This window comes from Comamonas odontotermitis (assembly GCF_040396735.1).
Taxonomy (GTDB): domain Bacteria; phylum Pseudomonadota; class Gammaproteobacteria; order Burkholderiales; family Burkholderiaceae_C; genus Comamonas; species Comamonas odontotermitis_C.
Window position 1 is genome coordinate 1 of the sequence record NZ_JBEBNZ010000026.1, and the last position, 16411, is coordinate 16411.

At 61.9% G+C, this 16411-nt stretch carries 13 protein-coding genes, 1 tRNA gene and 2 pseudogenes; 5 read left to right on the plus strand and 11 right to left on the minus strand.

The window, feature by feature from the left end; genetic code table 11:
* The 3 genes and pseudogenes from ACH2DG_RS17495 to ACH2DG_RS17505 form a co-directional block, all read right to left on the minus strand.
* Positions 1-1281 (minus strand): annotated as a pseudogene (locus ACH2DG_RS17495) (trehalose-6-phosphate synthase); the annotation flags it as partial.
* Positions 1278-2054: a trehalose-phosphatase gene (gene otsB / locus ACH2DG_RS17500; protein ID WP_395027678.1), complete on the minus strand. Its 777-nt coding sequence runs from the start codon at positions 2052-2054 to the stop codon at positions 1278-1280. The gene otsB and the pseudogene ACH2DG_RS17495, both read right to left, overlap by 4 nt.
* Before the next feature lie 2 nt (positions 2055-2056).
* Complete coding sequence (locus ACH2DG_RS17505; protein WP_395027679.1) at positions 2057-2260, minus strand: hypothetical protein; 204 nt, start codon at positions 2258-2260, stop codon at positions 2057-2059.
* A 111-nt stretch (positions 2261-2371) separates the two neighbouring features.
* Between ACH2DG_RS17505 and ACH2DG_RS17510 the strand changes: the two are divergent.
* A pseudogene (locus ACH2DG_RS17510) lies at positions 2372-3013 on the plus strand (IS5 family transposase); the annotation flags it as partial.
* Positions 3014-3111: 98 nt separating this feature from the next.
* On the opposite strand, the gene ACH2DG_RS17515 reads toward ACH2DG_RS17510, so the two are convergent.
* The 7 genes from ACH2DG_RS17515 to ACH2DG_RS17545 form a co-directional block, all read right to left on the minus strand.
* Positions 3112-3187: transfer RNA gene (locus ACH2DG_RS17515), tRNA-Thr, on the minus strand.
* Positions 3188-3240: 53 nt separating this feature from the next.
* On the minus strand, positions 3241-4248 hold the full coding sequence (locus tag ACH2DG_RS17520; protein WP_395027680.1) for a class 1 fructose-bisphosphatase: 1008 nt from the start codon (positions 4246-4248) through the stop codon (positions 3241-3243).
* A 156-nt stretch (positions 4249-4404) separates the two neighbouring features.
* Positions 4405-7128 carry an aminopeptidase N gene (pepN, locus tag ACH2DG_RS17525; RefSeq protein ID WP_395027681.1) on the minus strand — a complete coding sequence of 908 codons (2724 nt, stop codon included), beginning with the start codon at positions 7126-7128 and terminating at the stop codon, positions 4405-4407.
* Complete coding sequence (locus ACH2DG_RS17530) at positions 7121-7792, minus strand: HAD family hydrolase (RefSeq protein ID WP_395027682.1); 672 nt, start codon at positions 7790-7792, stop codon at positions 7121-7123. The genes pepN and ACH2DG_RS17530 overlap by 8 nt, the downstream gene beginning before the upstream one ends.
* A gap of 106 nt (positions 7793-7898) precedes the next feature.
* Positions 7899-9003 (minus strand): peptide chain release factor 2 gene (gene prfB / locus ACH2DG_RS17535; protein ID WP_395027684.1). Its coding sequence is split into 2 segments (ribosomal slippage): positions 7899-8921 and positions 8923-9003, totalling 1104 coding nucleotides; the frame shifts between segments, so codons are not numbered across the junction.
* Positions 9004-9167: 164 nt separating this feature from the next.
* Complete coding sequence (locus tag ACH2DG_RS17540) at positions 9168-9845, minus strand: NUDIX hydrolase (RefSeq protein WP_395027686.1); 678 nt, start codon at positions 9843-9845, stop codon at positions 9168-9170.
* Between the two features lie 13 nt (positions 9846-9858).
* Positions 9859-10776: an alpha/beta fold hydrolase gene (locus tag ACH2DG_RS17545; protein ID WP_395027688.1), complete on the minus strand. Its 918-nt coding sequence runs from the start codon at positions 10774-10776 to the stop codon at positions 9859-9861.
* 182 nt (positions 10777-10958) lie between these two features.
* Here ACH2DG_RS17545 and ACH2DG_RS17550 point away from each other — a divergent pair, with 182 nt between their 5' ends.
* The 3 genes from ACH2DG_RS17550 to plsY all read left to right on the plus strand — a co-directional run bounded on the left by ACH2DG_RS17550 (position 10959) and on the right by plsY (position 13299).
* On the plus strand, positions 10959-12020 hold the full coding sequence (locus ACH2DG_RS17550; protein WP_395027689.1) for an aldo/keto reductase: 1062 nt from the start codon (positions 10959-10961) through the stop codon (positions 12018-12020).
* Between the two features lie 76 nt (positions 12021-12096).
* Positions 12097-12597: a Cys-tRNA(Pro) deacylase gene (gene ybaK, locus ACH2DG_RS17555; protein ID WP_224152214.1), complete on the plus strand. Its 501-nt coding sequence runs from the start codon at positions 12097-12099 to the stop codon at positions 12595-12597.
* A gap of 69 nt (positions 12598-12666) precedes the next feature.
* Positions 12667-13299: a glycerol-3-phosphate 1-O-acyltransferase PlsY gene (gene plsY, locus ACH2DG_RS17560; protein WP_395027692.1), complete on the plus strand. Its 633-nt coding sequence runs from the start codon at positions 12667-12669 to the stop codon at positions 13297-13299.
* A 3-nt stretch (positions 13300-13302) separates the two neighbouring features.
* Here plsY and ACH2DG_RS17565 read toward each other — a convergent pair whose 3' ends face one another.
* Entirely contained in the window at positions 13303-14010 is a 708-nt protein-coding gene (locus ACH2DG_RS17565; protein ID WP_395027694.1) for a Crp/Fnr family transcriptional regulator, read from the minus strand.
* Between the two features lie 95 nt (positions 14011-14105).
* Here ACH2DG_RS17565 and ACH2DG_RS17570 point away from each other — a divergent pair, with 95 nt between their 5' ends.
* On the plus strand, positions 14106-16409 hold the full coding sequence (locus ACH2DG_RS17570) for a TonB-dependent receptor (RefSeq protein WP_395027695.1): 2304 nt from the start codon (positions 14106-14108) through the stop codon (positions 16407-16409).
* The last annotated feature ends 2 nt before the right edge of the window (positions 16410-16411 follow it).

Sequence of the window (16411 nt, forward strand, 5' to 3'; positions counted from 1 at the left end):
CCGCTCGATGCGCTCGGCCAGCGGCATTTGCAGCGCCTGGTCAATGCTGTCGGCGGTGCTGTGGACGTCATACGGATTCACCAGCAGGGCTTCTTGCAACTGCTCGGCTGCTCCGGCAAAGCGCGAGAGCACCAGCACCCCCGGGTCGGCCGGGCGCTGGGCGGCGATGAATTCCTAGGCAACCAGGTTCATGCCATCGCGCAACGGCGTGACCAGTCCCACGGCGGCCGAGCGGCACAGCCCTGCCAAGTGCGCGCGCGTCAACACTTGATGGATGTAGCGCACAGGCATCCAGTCCAACTCGCCAAAATCGCCATTGATGGCGCCGCACAGCGACTCAAATTGACTGCGGATACCCGTATAGGCCTTCAGGTGCTCGCGGGTGGGGGAGCCGATCTGCACCAGGGTGGCGTTGCGCCGCTGGTCAGGGTGCCGCTCCAGCAGATCGCGAAAAGCGTGGATGCGCTCGGGCAGGCCCTTGGAGTAGTCAAGCCGGTCTATACCCACCACTAGTCGGCGCTGGCGGTATTCCTGCTCCATCGTGGCTTGCACTTGCTGGGCTGGGAGCGTGTCCGTCAGTGCCGCAAAGGCGCGTGCGTCGATGCCAATCGGAAACACCTCGCAGCGGGTTTGCTTGCCATGGGCGTGGTAGTGGTGGCGGTGGCTGATGCGGCCATCGGCCTGTGCCAGCGCATAGCTCTGAAAATGCTGCAAGTCTTGCCGACTTTGCAGGCCCACCAAGTCAAAGGCCATCAAGGCCTGCATCAGCGCCTTATGCTGCGGCACGGCGCTGAGAGCAATCAGCGGAGGAAAGGGGATGTGCAGAAAAAAGCCGATGCGCTGTTGGCAGCCCAGCGCGCGCAGCTCTGCTGCCAGCGCCATCAGATGGTAGTCATGCACCCAGATGAGATCGTCGTCTTGCAGCAATGGCAGCAGCTGCTGTGCAAACTGCCGGTTGACGCGCTGGTAGCCTTCATAAAAGCCGGGGTCGAACACGGCCAAGTCCAGGCGGTTGTGAAATACGGGCCAAAGCACATTGTTGCAAAAGCCGCTGTAATAGCTGTCGTGGTCACACCGCTCCAGCTCGGTCGTGGCGACTGTCACCGCGCCCCATTGGCGGACGGAGAGCTGAGGCTTGGACTGATTCGTGAGCTTGCCACCCCAGCCAAACCACAGGCCACTCTCGCGCTGCAACGCTTCTTCTAGCGCAATGGCCAAGCCGCCGGGCGCGGCATCCTGCGGATCGGCCACCCGGTTGGAGACAACGACGAGGCGGCTCACGGCCGAGCCTCCGCAGGTTGGCGCAGGCTATTCAACATGCGTAGCTGCGTGCAGGCCGCCTGCAGCCAGTGGTAGACGGCATTCACACCTTCCAGTCGATGGCTGGCACCGCTGGCACCGGAACCTACCTTGATGGCGACACCGCGCTGGGCCAGAACGGCAGCAAAGCCGCTTTCGTCGCTGATGTCATCACCGAGGAAGAAGGACGTGCGCCCGGCAAAGGGTGGCTCTTGCATGAAGGCCTGGATGGCGCGGCCCTTACTCTTGCCCAGCGGCAGGATCTCCAGCACCCGCTTGCCGCGCAGCAAGATCCACTGCGGCCTATGGGCAAGCATGGCTTGCAGGCTGCGCAGGCACAGGTCCTCCAGCGATGGGTCGCGGCGGTAGTGCAGGGCTACGCCGCTTTGCTTAGGCTCCACATGTAGCGCGGGGTGTGCCTGGGCCAGTTGTTCGCAGGCCTCGATCACTGCTGAGATATCGCCCGGCGCATCGCCGCATTGCTGGCCCCTTGCATCACGGCGCTGCGCACCATGCGCGCCTGCACATGGCAGTTGCAAGGGCTGCAGGTAGTTGTCTAGCGAGGCAATATCCCGGCCAGAGATGATCGCCACAGCGCCGCCCAGCAATGCCTGCAACTCGCGCAGCAGCGCTACCAGTTGGGCGGGAACTGCGATGCTGTCCGGCGTGGATGCTATCGGCACCAGGGTGCCATCAAAGTCCAGAAAAAGCGCCCCATCGTTGGGCAGGTGAGGGGGCAGAGGCGAGGCGGTCAACATCAGGGATTCAGCGGTTCGTGGCCGACGACGCGCTCGGACTCCAGGTCTTGCGGGACGTCGGGCTCAGTGCTGGGGGAGAATGGAGGGTCCGGAGGGGCATCGCCAAGCTCGGGCGTCAAAGGCAGCTGCTCAGGTTCACCGACCGGGTCGATGCTTTCGTCTTCCGTGTGGTCAAGGTTTTTGTTGGACTGGGTCGTACCCATGGCGTGTTCTCCTCGCTGTGATGCCTACTAGATTGGCTGCACTGAAACCGCAGGTCTGTAGGATTTCTGCGCCCGCGCATGGAGTCATCCGCCTGAGTTGGCAGGCATGGCTTGCACATGCTTACCGACTCCACAGGGATCAAGTTTTTGGGCGAAGGCGAGTGGAAAACAAAGAAGCACGGCGCCGAGCGGTGCCGTCAGTGGCGCAAGGTGCACCTTGGCATAGATGCAGAAAATATGCAGATACGAGCCATGGTGGTGACCACCAATGAAGCTGGTGATTCACCAGTAGCAGCAGGGCTACTGCGCCAAATACCAAGCCATGAAATAGTTGCCAGTTTTACAGGCGATGACGCGTACGACACAAAAGACGTGCATGAAGCCTGCCACCACCGCAAAGCCATCCCCGTCATTCCTCCTCGCAAAGGCGCAAGGTTGCGTAAAGGTCTGGCATTCGCGCATCGCAACGAAGCGGTCAAAGCGTGCAAGAAGTTGGGCCGTACTATTTGGAAGCGCTGGAGCGGCTACCACCGTCGGTCCTTGGTGGAGACGAAGATGAACTGCTTGAAGCGCCTAGGCGAGAAGGTGATGGCTAGAGCCGTGCACGGTCGGATCGCCGCTCTTGCCGCAGGCGTCATCCTCCAGGGGCGGGAAGGTCGGCTCGGCTGGCAAATCGTATTTCTGGTGATGCATGGCCTCACGCACGGGCGGATGAAAGGTCAGTGCTTGTACAACACTCGAAGGAAAGTCTGAGCTGCAAAACCATGTACCGATGGCTACACAGTGGCTACACGGAGCAGAAAAATAAAAACCTCGCTATCGTTTAAATAGCGAGGTTTTCTTTTCTGTTGTGGTGCCGGAGAGATGAATCGAACACCCGACCTTCTCATTACGAATGAGCTGCTCTACCGACTGAGCTACACCGGCGTTAGAGATAAATTATAGCGTGAATTTTTGGCTCTCGGGCCAAATTGCGGAATTTATGCTTCCACGTGGTAGCGGGTGACGCGATCCACCTCGTTCTTGGAGCCTAGCACCACGCTGACGCGTTCGTGCAGCTTGGTGGGCTGCAGATCGAGGATGCGTTCGCGGCCGTTGGTGGCTGCGCCGCCGGCCTGCTCCACCAGCCAGGCCATGGGGTTGGCCTCGTACATCAGGCGCAGTTTGCCGGGCTTGTTGGGTTCGCGCTTGTCCCAGGGGTACATGAAGATGCCCCCGCGCGTGAGAATACGGTGCACGTCAGCCACCATCGAGGCAATCCAGCGCATGTTGAAGTCCTTGTTGCGAGGGCCTTCGACGCCCGCCAGGCATTCGTCGACATAGCGCTTCACGGGTGCATCCCAGTGGCGCATATTGCTCATGTTGATGGCGAATTCCTTGGTGTCTTCGGGAATGCGCACGTTTTCCTGGGTCAGGACGAAGCTCCCCATTTCGCGGTCCAGCGTGAACATAGCCACGCCGTCGCCCACGGTCAGCACGAGCGTGGTTTGCGGGCCATAGACGCAATAGCCTGCTGCCACCTGCTGGGCGCCGGGCTGCAGAAAGTCTTCTTCGGTCACGCCAGGGTGGCCTTCGGGTTTTTTGAGCACGCTGAAGATGGTGCCGATCGACACGTTGACGTCGATGTTGGACGAACCGTCCAACGGATCGAACATGAGCAGGTATTCACCTTGGGGGTAGCGGTTGGGCACCAGATAGATGCTGTCCATTTCTTCCGAGGCCATGGCGGCGAGGTGGCCGCCCCATTCATTGGCTTCGATCAGCACTTCGTTGGCAATGATGTCGAGCTTTTTCTGCACTTCGCCTTGCACATTTTCGCTGCCAGCCGTGCCCAGCACACCACCCAGGGCGCCCTTGTTGACGGACTGGCTGATGCTTTTGCAGGCGCGAGCCACTACTTCGAGCAGCAGGCGCAACTGCGCGGGAATGAGGCCGTCGACGCGCTGCTGCTCAACGAGGTAGCGCGACAGGGATATACGTTGGTTCATAACCGTTCCTATCAATACAAATCCGGTTTACACAAATCGGGACGCAGCGAGATGTCTTTCCAGCATGAAGCAGGCGTTGCATCCTCGTCCCTGTTTGCGCAAGTCCTAAAAAACACGACCAGCCGCACATCGGCGCGGCGGGTGAGGCTTGGCGCATCAGTGGTTCATTGCCTGGGTGATGATTTCGCGCACATCATTGCTCAGCTTGGGCTTGGCGGCGACCTTGGCAATGGCGTCACCTGCAGCAGTGCGGTAGGGCTCAGCCAGCTTCTTCCAGCGGTCAAGTGCACGCGCCAGGCGGGCAGCCACCTGCGGGTTGAAGGCGTCCAGCGCGATCACTTGCTCGGCCCAGAAGGCATAACCTGCACCATCGGTGCGGTGGAAGCCGCCAGGGTTGCCGCTGCAGTAGCTGAAGATCACGCTGCGGGCGCGGTTGGGGTTCTTGATATTGAAGTCGGGCAGCTTCATCAGTGCGCGCACGGCGGGCAGGGCGCTGCCGTCCACATCCGGTGCACCTGCTTGCAGGGCGAACCATTTGTCCATCACCAGCTCGTCGTTCTTGAACATGGCATGGAAGGACTGGAGTGCATTGGCTGCCAACTCGCTGCCACTGACTACCAGGGCGCTCAGCGCGTTGTAGCGGTCCGTCATATTGCCCGCGTCCTTGAAGCGCTGCAGCGTCTTGCCGGGCCAGACTTTGTCGCCAGAGGCACGGGCTGCCACGCACAGCATCAGGAGCGCATGGCCGGCGAGGGCCCGCTTGCCGCCGCTTGCGGCGTCGGGCACATAGGCGCCCGTGTTGCTGCACTGTTCATAGACCCATGCCCAGTCGGAAGCCAGATCAGTAGCCAGTTGCTGGCGCATGGCTTCGCGCACCTGATGCACGATCTGTGGATCAACGCTGTCCAACTGTTCGGTGATATAGGCCTCGGATGGCAAGGTCAGTGCCAGGTCCTTGAAGGCGGCATCGAGCAGCGGGTCGCGCAGCACGGCTCGCATGGCTTCGACAAATGGCGCAGGCAAGATGTTTGCATCCAGCGCGCTCTCAGCACCTGCAGTACCTGCACGTGCTGCTATGTTTTGCAGAGCAATGCGCAAGCCCAGGCGCTGGCTGGCCTCCCAGCGGTTGAAGGCGTCTTCGTCGTGTGCCAGCAGGTGGCGAAGCTGGTCGTCGCTGTAGTCCATCTCCAGCACCACGGGGGCGCTGAAATTGCGCAGCAGCGATGGTGTGGGCTCCTGGGTCACGCCTTCGAACACGATGGTCTGTGTTGGCTGCGTCAGTACCACGGTGTGGCTGGTCGCGCTGTTGGCAAAGGCAGAAAGGCCTTCTGCGGCGCGGATGGCCACAGGCAACTGGCTGCCGTCGGCGCCCACCAGGCCCAGCGTGACCGGGATCACGAAGGGCTCCTTGTTGGGCTGCCCAGCCGTGGCGGGGCAGTGTTGTGACAAGGTGAGCGTGTAGGTCTGGGCCGAGGCATCGTAGGTGCCGCTGGCAGCGACACGTGGCGTGCCCGACTGGCTGTACCAGCGCTTGAACTGCGCAAGGTGCTGGGCCAGTGGAGAGCCGGGGTTGGCATCTGCCATGGCCTGGGCGAAGTCATCGCAGGTCACGGCCTGGCCGTCATGGCGCTCGAAATACAGCTTCATGCCCTTGGCAAAGCCTTCGCGGCCCACCAGCTCGGACTGCATGCGCACCACTTCGGCGCCTTTTTCGTAGATCGTGACCGTGTAGAAGTTGTTGATCTCGATATAGCTGTCGGGGCGCACGGGGTGGGCCATGGGGCCGGCATCCTCGGGGAACTGCACGGTGCGCAGCACGCGCACATCGTCAATGCGCTTGACGGCGCGGGCCGAGGCGCTGCCGGCCATGTCCATGCTGAATTCCTGGTCGCGGAAGACGGTCAGGCCTTCCTTGAGCGAGAGCTGGAACCAGTCGCGGCAGGTGACGCGGTCACCCGTCCAGTTGTGGAAGTACTCGTGGCCCACCACCGACTCGATATTGGCGTAGTCGGCATCGGTCGCGGTGGCCTGGCTGGCCAGCACGTACTTGGTGTTGAAGATGTTCAGGCCCTTGTTCTCCATCGCGCCCATGTTGAAGTCGCTGGTGGCGACGATCATGAAGCGCTCCAGGTCCAGGCTGAGGCCAAAGCGGGCTTCGTCCCAGGCGATGGAGGCCATCAGCGAGTTCATGGCGTGCTCGGTCTTTTCCAGATCGCCGGGACGCACGTAGACCTGCAGCAGGTGTTCGTTGCCAGCGCGGCTCTTGATCTTCTGCTCACGCGCAACCAGGTTGCCAGCCACCAGGGCAAACAGGTAGCTGGGCTTCTTGTGCGGGTCCACCCACTTGGCAAAGTGGCGCCCGTCGGGCAATTCGCCTTGCTCCACCAGGTTGCCGTTGGACAGCAGTACCGGGAACAGTGCCTTGCTGGCGCGCAGGGTGACGGTGTACATGGCCATCACATCGGGGCGGTCCAGAAAGTAGGTGATGCGGCGGAAGCCTTCCGCTTCGCATTGCGTAAAGAACGAGCCGTTGCTGGTGTACAGGCCCATCAGCTTGGTGTTCTTCTCGGGAATGCAGGTGGTGAAGATTTCCAGATCCACCGGATCGCTGCCTTCTGGCAGGTTCTCCAGTACCAGATCGGAGCCTTCCATCTTGAACGATGTACCTGCTCCATTGACCAGCACGCGGGCCAGGTTCAATTCGTCGCCATTGAGGTGCAGGGGTTGCGCGGGCACATCGGGGTTGCGGCGCACACGCATCTTGTTCAGGACGCGGGTTTTGGCCGGGTCCAGGTCGAAAGTCAGATCGACCGTCTCAATCCACCATGCAGGGGCCTGGTAATCGGCACGGTAGACGGTGTGTGCTTGTCCTTCACGCATCATGGAGTCTCTCCAGAAATTGCTTGTTCAGCAGGGTCGAGAAATCGGGCGCCCATGCCAGTACATGGGGGCCACCAAGGTCTTGTTCGTTGTGTGTGGTGCCGATGCCCACGGCACGCATGCCAGCGCGCCGCGCCGCTTCAATGCCGTGGGGTGCGTCCTCGAACACCACACAGGCAGCCGGCTCGACATTCAGTCGCTCGGCTGCCTTGAGGAAAATATCGGGGTGGGGCTTGCCGGGCAGCCCCTCGTCGCCGCGAGCAATGGCGTGCGCAGGAGGCTGCATCTGCAGGTTGCCCAGCACGAAATTCACATTGTCCTGGTCGCCCGCGGTGCCAATGGCCACCTTCAGTCCCATTTCATGGGCCTGGGCCGCAAAGCGCTCAAAACCGCCCACTGCGCTGAAGTTGGCTGCAAACAGTTCGCGGTAGATGCCTTCCTTTTCTGCCGTGATGCGCTCGGATTCTTCTGCGCTCACGGTGCGGCCCATCAGGGCGCAGGCGCACTCGAAGGCATTCTTGCCGGTGGTCTGCACCATGAAGGCGGGCACGTCCAGATCCATGCCATGGCGGCGTGCGTATTCAACCCAGGCTTGGGCATGCCAGGGCATGGAATCCACCATGGTTCCGTCCATGTCGAATATCAGGGCTTGGATGGGAGGCATTGCTGGCAAGGGCTTTCCGGTGGCAGTGCATGGCTGCGGGGGGCGCAGCCATGCAGGGTGAATCAACAATCTAAAGCGGAGCAGCGTGTGAACACTGCTCCGGGGGTTACACACCCTGCTTCAGGGATGCTTCAATGAACACATCCAGGTCTCCATCCAGCACCTTCTGGGTGGCCGAGACTTCGACATTGGTGCGCAGGTCCTTGATACGGCTGTTGTCCAGCACGTAGCTGCGGATCTGGTGGCCCCAGCCTACATCGGTCTTGGTGTCTTCGAGCTTTTGCTGCTCTTCCATGCGCTTGCGCATTTCAAAGTCATAGAGCTTGGAGCGCAGGCGCTGCCAGGCAACATCGCGGTTGCTGTGCTGGCTGCGGCCATCCTGGCACTGCACCACGATACCGGTGGGGATGTGCGTCAGGCGCACGGCCGAATCCGTCTTGTTGATGTGCTGGCCGCCCGCGCCGCTGGCACGGTAGGTGTCGGTGCGCACATCGGACGGATTGATCTGGATTTCGATCGAATCGTCGATCTCCGGGTAGACAAACAGCGACGAGAAGCTGGTGTGGCGGCCGCCGGACGAGTCAAACGGGCTCTTGCGCACCAGGCGGTGCACACCGGTTTCAGTACGCAGCAGGCCATAGGCGTATTCGCCCTCGACCTTGATGGTTGCGCTTTTGATACCGGCCACGTCGCCAGGCGTCTCTTCCTCAACAGTGGCCTTGAAGCCCTTGCGCTCGGCGTACTTCAGGTACTGGCGTAGCAGCATGCTGGCCCAGTCGCAGGCTTCGGTACCACCGGCGCCGGCCTGGATGTCGATGAAGCAGTTGAGTGGATCAGCCTCCTGGCTGAACATGCGGCGGAATTCCAGCTCTTCGATCAGCGGGCGCAGTTTGTCGGCTTCGGCCTCGATGGTTTCCAGCCCGGCGTCGTCGCCTTCTTCCTTGCTCATCTCGAAGAGTTCGGAATTGTCGGCCAGCTCACCTGTCAGCTTCTGCAGGGTCAGCACGACGGAATCGAGCGCCTTCTTTTCCTTGCCCAGCTCCTGGGCCTTTTTCGGGTCGTTCCAGACGGCTGGGTCTTCGAGCGAAGCGTTTACCGTGCGCAGGCGTTCGTACTTTGCATCGTAGTCAAAGATACCTCCGAAGCTCTTCTGTCCGGGTGGACAGGTCTTCGAGGGCGTTGCCAATCTGGTTGATGCGTTCTGCTTCCATGTTCTGTGTGTCCTGTTCTTGCAATCAAGCCCATTATTGTCGCATGGCGGCGGTACCGGTCCAGCCATGGTGGCTTTACATACAAGATTGATAAAAATCACCTATTGCGCTTGACAGACGTGCGCAGGCAGCTATGGTTTTGATACTGAAGCTGCCTGCGGCTACTAGCGCCACGCGAACAGGGGCTGGTCAAAATGCGCGACCCGCGTGGTGCGCCCGCACAGGCAGACTTCGCGAAACTGGTACAGAAAAGCCGCCGTGGGCGCTGCGATCCAGCTGTTGCCAATGGGCATGCGCAGAACGGGGTGTGGCGAATGGGCACTGGCATCGAGCATGGGCGAATCGCTGCGCAGCAATTCGGTCAGCGCAATGCGGTGGATGCTGGCCACCTCGTCCGGATTGGGCTGCAATTGCGCCACTGCGCCTGCCCAGACCACGACCGGTGTGATGGCAAAGCCGGAGCGGGTGGCATAGTCGTCGAGGCGGCCCAGTATCTGGGTGGGTGCAAGGCGCAGGCCAATCTCTTCCTGCACCTCGCGCAGCGCAGCCTGCTCGGGCGATTCGCCCGCTTCGATCCGCCCGCCTGGCAGCGCCCATTGCCCGGCGTGGTTGCGCAGATGCAGGGCGCGGCGGGTCAGCAGCAGGGCGGCTTCATGGCTCCAGTGCCTGGGCTCGGCCGGGTCTGACGGGGTGATCTGGTTGGGAAGCTGGGCTCCGGGGCCTTCGTCGCTGATGACCAGCGCGACCGCCGCGCGCGCGTGGCCGCCGCCGTCCGTGCCTTGCACGGCAAAGTGCTGCAGTGCGGTATGGATGCGGGTGCGAAGGGCGGCGGATAGTTCCATGGCTTGATGGAAATCAATTTTCAAGAAAATCCTCGATCAGGGACGCCAGCGCATGCGGCTGGTCGTGGTGCAGCATGTGACCTGCTTCCGAAAGGCTGGCCACCCGCACATCGGGCACCGACGCGAGGCGCTGCAAGAACTCAGCCTGCGTGAACTTGCCCTGCCAGAAGGCGGCCATGGTGTCGGGCTCGGCCTTGACCATCAGCGTGGGGCAGGCAATGGTCGCGTAGCTGGCCAGCATTTCATCGGCGCGAAACAGCTGTGCGCTGACGACCTTGTGTGCGTCGTCACCCGCAATGCGCCACAGGCCATCTGCCCCCACGGTGGCCCAATGGTGGGCCAGCCACAGCGCCTTGTCGGCAGATAGGCGGGGATTGTTCTTCTGCAGCCGCGCGGAGACTTCGGCAGCATCGGCGTAGGGCCGGGTTCCAATCTTGCCGTGGTGCAGGTCGCGGATTTCGTCCAGCCAGCGGGCGGTGCGCTGCGGAGCCTGTGCAGGCTGCGAGGCAGGCAGTCCAAAACCTTCCAGGTTGATGAGCCGACGCACCCGGGCCGGGCGCGCGGCTGCATACAGCATCGCCACATTGCCGCCCATGCTGTGGCCCAGCAGGTCAACCGGCGCATCGGGGCTGATCCCGTCAATGAGTGCATCCAGATCGCCCAGGTAGTCCACAAACGGAAAGTGGTCGGGCGCGCTGGGGCTGCGGCTTTGGCCAAAGCCGCGCCAATCGGGCGCGATGATCGTGCGGCTCTCCGTAAATGCATCGCTGAACTGGTCAACCACAAACTGGAAGGATGCGCCTACATCCATCCAACCGTGGCACAGCACCAGCGCAGGCTGGATTTGGCTACTGCCCCATTGCAGCAGGTGGTAAGGGTGGTTGCGAATGGCCAAGTGGCGACTGGTGGCGTGGCGTTGAGGCTGGTACATGGCTTGCTAGGAGAAGGCAGTGGTCTGGCATTGTCCCGCGGGGCTAGTGCAGACGCATGTACCTGGGTGACTGGCCCGCCCGGGCAAAGGACGGCATATCGTTTTATAGTGCACGCATTGCGCCGCAGCCGCGTTGCGGCGTGCTTTTTTGTATTTTAGATTTTTGCAATTCATCGACAACCATGCAAGACATCCAACTTGGCCGCAGTGATTTGAAGGTATCGCCCATCTGCCTGGGCACCATGACGTTTGGCGAGCAGGTGAACGAAGCCGACGCCCACGCCATGCTCAGCCGCGCGCTCGAGCGCGGCGTGTATTTCTGGGATACGGCCGAGATGTACTCGGTGCCGGCCCGTGCCGAGACCTTTGGCGCCACCGAAACCATCATCGGCAACTGGTTCAAGGCCAACCCCGGCAGGCGCGAGCAGGTGGTGCTGGCCAGCAAGGTGGCAGGGCCCTCGCGCGGCATGCCCTGGGTGCGCGAAGGCAAGGGCATGACGGCAGCTGACATCGTGGCGTCATGCAACGCCAGCCTGCGCCGTCTGCAGACGGATGTGATCGATCTCTACCAGATTCACTGGCCGGAGCGCCATGTGCCCGCCTTCGGCAACCTGTACTACGACCCGAAAAAGGAAACCAGCGAAACCACGATCCGCGAGCAGCTGGAAGCGCTGGCAGGCCTGGTGAAGGCGGGCAAGATTCGCCATGTAGGCCTCTCGAACGAGACGCCCTACGGCGTGCACGAGTTTGTGCGCCTTGCCGAGCAGCATGGCCTGCCGCGTGTGGCCAGCGTCCAGAACGCCTACTGCCTCATCAACCGCAGCTGGGAAAACGGCCTGGACGAAACCTGCGACCGCCTGGGTGTGTCGCTGCTGGCCTATTCCCCGCTGGCCTTCGGCCTGCTCACCGGCAAGTATGACGAAAGCGGCATCACCGGCCCCAACGCGCCCAAGGAGGCGCGCATTGCAGGCTACGAATCGGTGCGCAAGCAGCGCTGGGGCAGGCCGGAATCCTTGGTGGCCGCCAAGCGCTACAACCAGCTGGCGCGTGACCAAGGCATGACGCCTGCCGCGCTGGCATTGGCCTTCTGCTACACCAAATGGCAGGTGGCCAGCACCATCATCGGCGTGCGCACCATGGCGCAGTTGGAAGAAGACCTGAACGTATGGGGCACGCAACTCTCCGAAGACCTGCTTCGCGAAATCGACGCAATCCGTTGGGAGCTGCGCGATCCGGCGCAGTGATGCGGTCTTTGAGGAAAACGGCTTCGAGAGAGCGGCTGCACACTGTCAGCCGCTCCTTGCCCCTGGGTCAACAGCAATGGCAAAAAAAGACAAGAACGCGCATGTGAGCGAAACCCCCGCCACCCAGATGCTCAAGGCGCACAAGGTGGCGTTCACCGAGCATCCCTATGAATATGTGGAGCATGGAGGCACCAGCGAATCCGCGCGCCAGTTGGGGCTGGATGAACATGCGGTGGTCAAGACCCTGGTGATGCAGGACCAGGACGCCAAGCCGCTCATCGTGCTGATGCATGGCGATTGCAAGGTCTCCACCAAGAACCTGGCGCGCCAGATCGGTGCCAAGAGCGTGGAGCCGTGCAAGCCGGAGGTAGCCAACCGGCACAGTGGCTATCTGGTGGGCGGTACCTCGCCCTTCGGAACACGCAAGGACATGCCGGTGTATATCGAAGAAAGCATCCTGGCGCTGCCGCGCATTGCCATCAATGGCGGGCGGCGTGGTTTTTTGGTGCAGATCGACCCGCAGGCCTGCGTTCAGGTGCTGGGAGCCAAGCCTGTGCAGTGCGCGCTGGCAGAATAGCGACTTGATTCTGTCATATACATACATCCGGGTGCGCAAACCATGGGCGCGCGGGCAAGGGGAAGCGTTTTGAGCATTGTCTATTCCATCCTGGTGGCCGTTGCGGCCTATTTTGTAGGCTCGCTGTCGTTTGCCGTCATCGTCAGCCGCGTCATGGGGCTGAACGACCCGCGCACCTATGGCAGCAAGAACCCCGGGGCCACCAATGTGCTGCGCTCAGGCAGCAAGGCTGCTGCTGTTGTCACCTTGCTGCTCGACGCCGCCAAGGGCTGGTTGCCGGTGGCCCTGGTTGCCTGCTTTGGCAAACCCTACGGGTTGGAAGAGGGCGCGATGGCGCTGGCGGGCCTGGGTGCCTTTCTGGGGCATCTATGGCCGGTTTTCTTCAAGTTCGAAGGCGGCAAGGGCGTAGCCACGGCGCTGGGGGTGCTTGTGGGCTTCAGCGGCTGGCTGGGCCTGCTGGTCCTGGCGTGCTGGGTGGTGGTGGCTGCCGTCTGGCGCTATTCGTCGCTGTCGTCGCTGGTCGCGGCGGTGATGGCGCCGGTGCTGTACATCCTCTTGGGCGGTGATCTGTGGGAATTCAACAAGTGGATTCTCCTGGCCATCCTGGCGATGTCGGCCCTGCTGGTATACCGCCACAAGCTCAATATCCAGCGCTTGCTCGAAGGCAAGGAATCCAAGCTGGGTCAGAAGAAGAGCAAGTAGCGCTCAGGCGCTGTAGCGGCGCAGGCCATCAATGTCCTTGAGGCGCACGCTGCGGTAGCCCACTTCCAGAAACTGCTGTTTTTCCAGCGTCAGCAGGGCCTCGTTCAGGCGGGCGCGGGAAACCTGGCAGAAATCGGCCAGCTCGCTCTGCGTGATATTGAGCAGGCCCGCATCGGGAAACGGAAAGTTCATTGGCGTGATGAGGGAGCCCAGGCACTGTGCCACGCGGCTGGTGACTCCGGTGCATTGCTGGGCCGTCAAAAGGCGCATGAGCTGGTGCGTGCGCTCGGCAGCCAGTTCCAGCAGGAAATGGCTGAACGCGGCAGATGTCTGGCGCAAGGCATGGAAGGCATTTGTGGGGAGGGTGATCATCGTGAGGTCATGCAGCGCGATGGCATCGCAATCCATGACCGCCCCCTGGCGCAACAGGTAGGTCTCGCCAAACCAGCTGCCCGCGTAGCCACACAGCGTGATTGAGCGGCCGCTCTCGGTGGATACGCATATCTTGGCTGCCCCGCGCGACACGCCGATCCAGCCCTGGGGCGCATCGCCGGTGTGCCACAAATGCTGGCCCGCATGCACATGGCGCACCCGCAGATGGGGGTGAACCAGCTCGGCAGCCTGTTCGGGGTTCAGCGTATGGGCCCACATGCAATGGCTCCAATGGGCCAGCACCTGCTCCTTTTTGAGAAAAGCCGTCTTTGAATGCATCTGTATTGAGAATTGTTCTCAAAAGAAAAGAATTCTCATTCTCCTCGATATACGCTTCACCTTTGTAGTTGTGAGCGAATAAGAAGGTGACTTTCATGGGCGATCAGGGGCAGAAGAAAACAGATCTGGATGCAGCAGTCCGGGTGGATTGGCATGCAGGGGGCATCAAGGCTTGCCATCTGACGCCGGTGGCGTTGGCCATGGCGCTGTTGGCGTGCCAGGCGCAAGCCCAGGTTCAGGATGCTTCGGCATCTGCAACGTCTGAGCAGGCCAATGCGCAGGCAGAGACCGAGCTGGCAGTCCAGCGCGTGGTGGCAAGCGCCGCACCCGGCATCCGCAGCGAACTGGCGCAAACCACGCAGATCATTGAAAGCGATGCGCTGCTGCAGCAGGTCAATGCCGGCAAAAGCCTGGGCGAAGCGCTGGGCCAACTGGTGCCTGGCGTGGACCTGGGCGGCCAGTCGCGCAGCAACTTCGGGCAGAACCTGCGCGGGCGCACCATGCTGGTGATGCTCGATGGCGTGTCGCTCAACAGCTCGCGCGGCACGGCGCGGCAGCTCGATTCGATCGACCCGTTCAACATCGAGCGCATCGAGGTGCTCTCGGGGGCCAGTGCGCTGTATGGCGGCGGTGCCACGGGCGGCATCGTGAACATCATCACCAAGAAGGGCAGCGCAGCCGGCATGCAACTGGGCAGCGAGGTCGGGGTGACCTCGGGCTTTCAGGGTTCGCGCGATCACCAGTACCGTCTGGCGCAATCGATTGCCGGCGGCAACGACCGGGTGCAGGCGCGCCTGGGCATCGCCCTGCAGAACAACGGCAGCTTCTACGACGGCAAGGGAGCGCCGGTGCGAACCGATATCGCCCAGACGGACACGCAGAACACCAAGGGGGTGGATGTGCTGGGCAATATGCAGATCAAGATCAGCCCGCAGCAGACGCTGGGGCTGACGGGACAGTACTACCGCAACCGGTTCGATGGATCGTCGTACCTGTACGGCGGCCCCAATCTGGCAGGCATCATGGGCGGAAAACCGGAGCTGCTCGAGCAGCGCGGCGGTTTCGTGAGCGACGTGATGCCCAAGACCGAGCGCGCGATGTTCAATGCCGACTACCACGCGGCGCAGGTGTTGGGTGGGCAGGATCTGTATGTACAGGGCTTCTGGCGGCAGGAAAAGCTGGATTTCGCGCCATTTCCAAGCTCGGTGGTGACCGCATCGCGCCAGAACACCGATACCTGGGGGTTGAAGGCGGCCCTCTCCAAGACCTGGGGCGGCATCAACCTGCGCTACGGCGTCGATTGGGACCGCGAGAGCTTCGATGGAGAAGGCGCAGTGTTCGATACGGCGCAGTCCCTCGCATCCGGAGGCATGGTCAACCGTCAGATCGGCACCGTGGGGCGCTATGCTGGCTACCGGGTGAACACGGCTGCTGCCTTTGCGCAGGCGGAATGGAAGCTCGACCCGCAGTGGACGCTCAACGGCGGCCTGCGTTACCAGAAGACCGACCTCACGGTCGATGACTTCGTGGGCTACACCCAGCAGCTGTCCATGCTGCTGGGCCGGGGCACCAGTGCAGATGCCATCCCGGGCGGCAAGAACAGCTACAACGTCAGCCTGTTCAACCTGGGCGCGCGCTACAAGATCGATGCTGCGCGCAGCACCTGGCTGAACTATGCGGAAGGCTTCGAGCTGCCCGACCCTGCCAAGTACTACGGCCAGGGCAGCTATGTGGCCAAGGGCGCGCACTGGCAGCTGGTGTCTGCCATCGATCCGGAAAGCTCTCCGCTCAAGGGTATCAAGACGCGCCAGCTGGAGTGGGGCTTCAAACAGGCCAGCGGTGCGCTGCGGGCACAGACGGCGCTGTTCTATGCATGGTCGGACCAGACGCTGCAGCTCAACAACAGCAACAACAACGTGACCATCAACGTGGCCGATGAAAAACGCCGCAACTACGGATGGGAAGGCGCCCTCGACTACACGGTCGCCCGTGGCTGGGATGTGGGTGGCAATGCCTTGTGGATTCGCTCGGAGACGCGGAAAAACGGTAGCTGGGCCAAGCAGAGCATCATGACGGCAAGCCCGTCCAAGCTGTCTGCCTATGTGCAGTGGAGCCCCAACCCCGTGACGCTGCGCCTGCAGGCAACGCACATGTTTGCGCTCAAGGACGCAAGCGCGCTCAAGATCGACGGCTTCACCACGGTCGACCTGATGGGCGGCGTCAAGCTGCCGGTAGGGCGCTTGAACTTTGGTATTCAGAACCTGCTGGACAAGCAATACCTGACCACCTGGTCGCAGCGCGCCATGGCTCTGTATGGCACGGGCGCGGTCTCGCCCCAGGCCTTTGCCTTCTATGGGCGCGGCCGCACCTTTGCCCTCAACTATGCCGTGGAGTACTGATG